The organism is Corallococcus sp. AB018, assembly GCF_003986945.1.
In the GTDB taxonomy this organism is placed as follows: domain Bacteria; phylum Myxococcota; class Myxococcia; order Myxococcales; family Myxococcaceae; genus Corallococcus; species Corallococcus exiguus.
This window is the reverse complement of record NZ_RAWR01000001.1, coordinates 1-3,848: the sequence shown is the minus strand read 5'-3', so window position 1 is coordinate 3,848 and position 3,848 is coordinate 1. Positions and strand designations below refer to the sequence as shown.

Below are 3,848 nucleotides of genomic sequence, written 5' to 3'. Positions count from 1 at the left end.
ATTCAGTGGATTCCAGAAAAGACTGTCAGTGCTCGGGGCGTTCTAGTATTCGTCTGGCGAAGCGCCGTGGGGCAGGCGCATTGCTTGGGGAGAAGTCATGACGAAGGCATTGTCGACCTCTTCGAACAGCCGTCCGCAGCAACTCCTGACACGCATCCTGGAGGAGCCGGAGCTGGTCAGCATCGTGCAGGGGTTGGAAGCCCCCGTGCTTTCCAAGCTCATCGACCACATCGGCCTGGAGGACTCCGGGGAGATCGTCGCCCTGGCGACGACCGAACAGCTCAAGAAGATCTTCGACGAGGACCTCTGGCGCAGCGCGAAGCCTGGCAAGGACCAGACGTTCGACGCGGAGCGCTTCAGCCTCTGGCTCCAGGTGATGATGGAGGCCGGGGTGGAGTTCGCCGCGCAAAAGCTGGCGGAGCTGGACGAGGACCTGGTCACCCTGGCCGTCTGCAAGCACGTGCTGGTCATCAACATCGACGCGATGGCCGAGCGGATGTCTGGCAACAGCCGCTCGGACGACGATGACCTGACGGACAAGGCCCTGGAGAGCTGTCTGTATGAGGAGTTCGCCGAATACCAGATCATCGCCAAGGATCATCTGAGCTGGGATTCGCTCATCGCGGTCCTGGTGGAGCTGGACAAGAACCACCATGACTTCCTGATGCGGATGCTGGATCGCTGCTGCTACATCTCCACGGAGTACATCGACGACAACGGCGGTCTGTTCAACGTCCTCAACAGCGAGGAGATGCTGGAGTCGGACGTGGCGGCGGACCGCGAGGACCGGCGCGAGGCGGAGGGCTACGTGGCGCCCTCGTCGGCGGCCAGCTTCCTCAACCTGGCGCGCGTCACGCCCACGGAGGAACTCGTGGCCTCCCGCGCCCCGGACCCCATCACCCAGTCCTACTTCAAGTCGCTGGATCGCGCGGCGAAGGAGGCGGCGAAGAAGGGACCCACGCAGGCCCTGCCGCAGGGCGCGCCGTCGCAGAAGGTGGTGAAGTTCCTCCAGGAGCTGCGCGAGGCGGAGGTGCTGGAGGCGCCGGCCCAGCACCCGCTGCTCGCCGCCGGGGAGCCACAGGCCGCGCACGCGGAGCCGTTGTTCAAGCGGGCCGTCCTCGCGGTCCGCGACCGCGAGCCGAAGGCGTACATGGACCGGCTGCGGGAGCTGAGCTACCTGGCCAACGTCCTCATCTCCGGGTGCGCCTATGCGGGCCGCGCGTTCCGTCCGCTGGAGGCCGCGGACGCGGCGGTGGCGGTCTGCAACCTGGGCATGGAGCGGCTGTTGCGGGAGGCCGCGGGCAACCGGCCCGGGGACCCCACCGTCGACGACGCCGCGGACCTGCTGGAGCGCCAGGAACTGGTGAAGCTCTTCCAGGTGGGCTGGAGCCTCCTGCACCGCGACGTGCAGATGTTCACGGCGCGCACGCTCCAGGAGACGCTGACCCGGCTGGCCGAGGGCCAGCGCGACGCGCAGAAGTCCAAGGAGCTGACGCGGATGGCCGCCACGCTGAAGGCGGACGTCAACGCGGGCAAGCCCTGTCAGTCCCGCGGCCGGTTGGACGGGCTGGGCCACGTGCTGGACCGCCAGGTCATCCTCGCGGTGAAGGCGCTGCTCAGTGATTATCCCTTCCTGCCGCGCGCCATCTCGGGCGGCTCCAAGGAGACGGACAAGCGCGACACGCGGTTCATCTTCACGCAGCAGCAGATCCACGCGGTGCAGGCGTTCGTCCAGGGCATCGGTGCGCCCGCGAAGAAGGCGTCCACCTCCGCGCCTCCGGCCTCGCCCGGGGACCGCTCCACGGGCAAGGACGGGCGGGGGTGATTGATTCACGCTGGCTCGTCCGTCCCGTGCCTCGGCCCGGGGCACGGGTGAGGCTCTTCTTCCTGCCCTTCGCGGGGGGAGGAGCCTCGGTGTTCCGGACCTGGCATCGGGACCTGCCCGAGTCGGTGGAGGGGTGCGCGCTCGAGTTGCCGGGGCGTGGCGCGCGCATCCGCGAGCTGCCGAGCCTGCGGTTGGAGCCGCTCGTCCAGGGACTGGCGGACACGCTGGAGCCGCTGCTCGACCGGCCCTTCGCGCTGTTCGGTCACAGCATGGGCGGGCTCATCTCCTTCGAACTCGTGCGCGAGCTGCGCCGCCGGCACGCGCCCCTGCCGTGCCACCTGTTCATCTCCGCGTTCGCCGCGCCCCAGCACTCGCGGTGGTCGCCCCAGGTGCACCTGATGTCCAACGAGGAGTTCCTCCAGTTCCTCGTGCGCCTGGAGGGAACGCCCCCGGAGGTGCTCGCGAGCCCCGGGCTGATGGACATGCTGATGCCCATCATCCGCGCGGACTGGGCGGTCATCGAGTCGTACACCTACCGGCGCGAGGCGCCGCTCCCGGTGCCCCTCACCGTCCTGGGCGGCGAGGACGACAAGGCGGTGGCGCGCGTGGCCCTGGAGGAGTGGGCCGAGCAGACCCGGGAGTCCTTCACGCTGGAGATGTTCCCCGGAGGCCACTTCTTCCCGCGGACGAGCGCCGAGCCGCTGCTCCAGCTCTTCCGGAGGGTGCTCCGGCCCTGGACGGGGAGCTGAGGGCCCATGGCCTCCCGCATCCAACGCGTCGCCGTGCTGGGCACGGGGGCCCCGGCTCTGGGGCTCGCCGCGCACCTGGCCAACGTGGGCGTCCCCGTGCTCCTGCTCGACGTGGAGCGCCCCGGCGCCGCGGCAGAGGGCCTGGCGCGGGCCCTGGACGCCACGCCGTCCCCGTTCTTCCACCGCTCCCTGGCGAGGCTCGTGACGCCAGGTGCGCTCCCGGGTGACGCGGAGGCGCTGCGCGGCTGCGGGCTCGTGGTGGACGCCACGCAGGGGACGCGGGCCGGGACGTCGGAGCTGCTCGCGCGGCTGGAGCCCCTGCTCGCACCGCAGGCGCTGGTGGCCGTGGACACGTCCCGGCTGCCGCTGCGCGAGCTGGTGGCGGGGCGCGCTCCTGACTTCCTCCGCCGCTTCCTGGGGATGCACTTCCTGCCGCCCGTGAGGAGGGCGCGCCTGGTAGAGCTGGTGCCGGGCCCCGGGACGGAGGCGGTCCGGGTGGAACAGGCGAGGGCCTTCGCGCGGGACGTGCTGGGCCTGAGCGTCGTGGTGGCCCGGGAGTCGCCGCACCTCGTCGCCGAGCGCGCCGCGGCCCACGCGTTCGTCACCTGTCTCCAGCGGATGGAGGCGCACGGGCTGGCGCTGGGGGACGTGGAGGGGCTGACGGCCTTGTTGTTCTCGCGCGAGCGGGGCTGCTTCCAGGCCCTGGAGGACTGGGGGGCCAGCGCCTTCGTGGACGTCGTGGAGCGCTGCCACGCGGAGCTGCCAGAGGAGCGCGCTGGCTTCCAGCTTCCACCCGGATGGCGCGCGGGACCTCCCTCGCTGGCGGCACGCCGGGAGTCGGACCCAACGCTGACGCGGACGTTGCGGCCGTTGCTGGCGGAGGACGACGCGAGCGCGCGGCTGCGCAAGCTCATCGCGGACGAGGGCCGGGCCGGCCGCTTCGCCTGGGAGGTGGTGTCGCGAATCCTGTCCCACGCGGCCCGCTGCGTGGGCGCGGTGGCGCGCTCACCCCGGGACGTGGACGTGGCGCTGACGCGGGGCTTCCAGTGGGAGCTCGGCCCGTTCGCGATGTGGGCCGCGCTCGGGGTGACGCAGACCGCGGACCGGATGCGGCGGGACGGCCTGCCGGTGCCAGCAGGCGTCGAGCGGAGGCTGCTGGAGGACCCGTCGCTGGAGAGCGGGGCAGGGGACCCCCGGGCCGCGCCGCGAGCGCCAGTCCCGCGGGGCGGGCGGGTCCCGGTCCTCTCCAGTCCAGGCGCGGAGGCGTGGGACCT

3 protein-coding genes are annotated in these 3,848 nt (G+C 71.5%); all 3 read left to right on the top strand.

Annotated elements, in window-relative coordinates; translation table 11 throughout:
- Positions 1 to 97: 97 nt before the first annotated feature.
- A complete protein-coding gene (locus D7Y11_RS00015) occupies positions 98 to 1,825 on the top strand; it encodes a DUF6178 family protein (RefSeq protein WP_120574527.1) in 1,728 nt (575 codons plus the stop codon).
- Positions 1,822 to 2,574, top strand: a complete 753-nt coding sequence (locus D7Y11_RS00010; protein ID WP_121751480.1) for a thioesterase II family protein — start codon at positions 1,822 to 1,824, stop codon at positions 2,572 to 2,574. The genes D7Y11_RS00015 and D7Y11_RS00010 overlap by 4 nt, the downstream gene beginning before the upstream one ends.
- Before the next feature lie 6 nt (positions 2,575 to 2,580).
- Positions 2,581 to 3,848, top strand: a 1,268-nt coding sequence (locus D7Y11_RS00005; RefSeq protein WP_233607154.1) for a 3-hydroxyacyl-CoA dehydrogenase NAD-binding domain-containing protein, incomplete at its 3' end; no start/stop codon positions are given.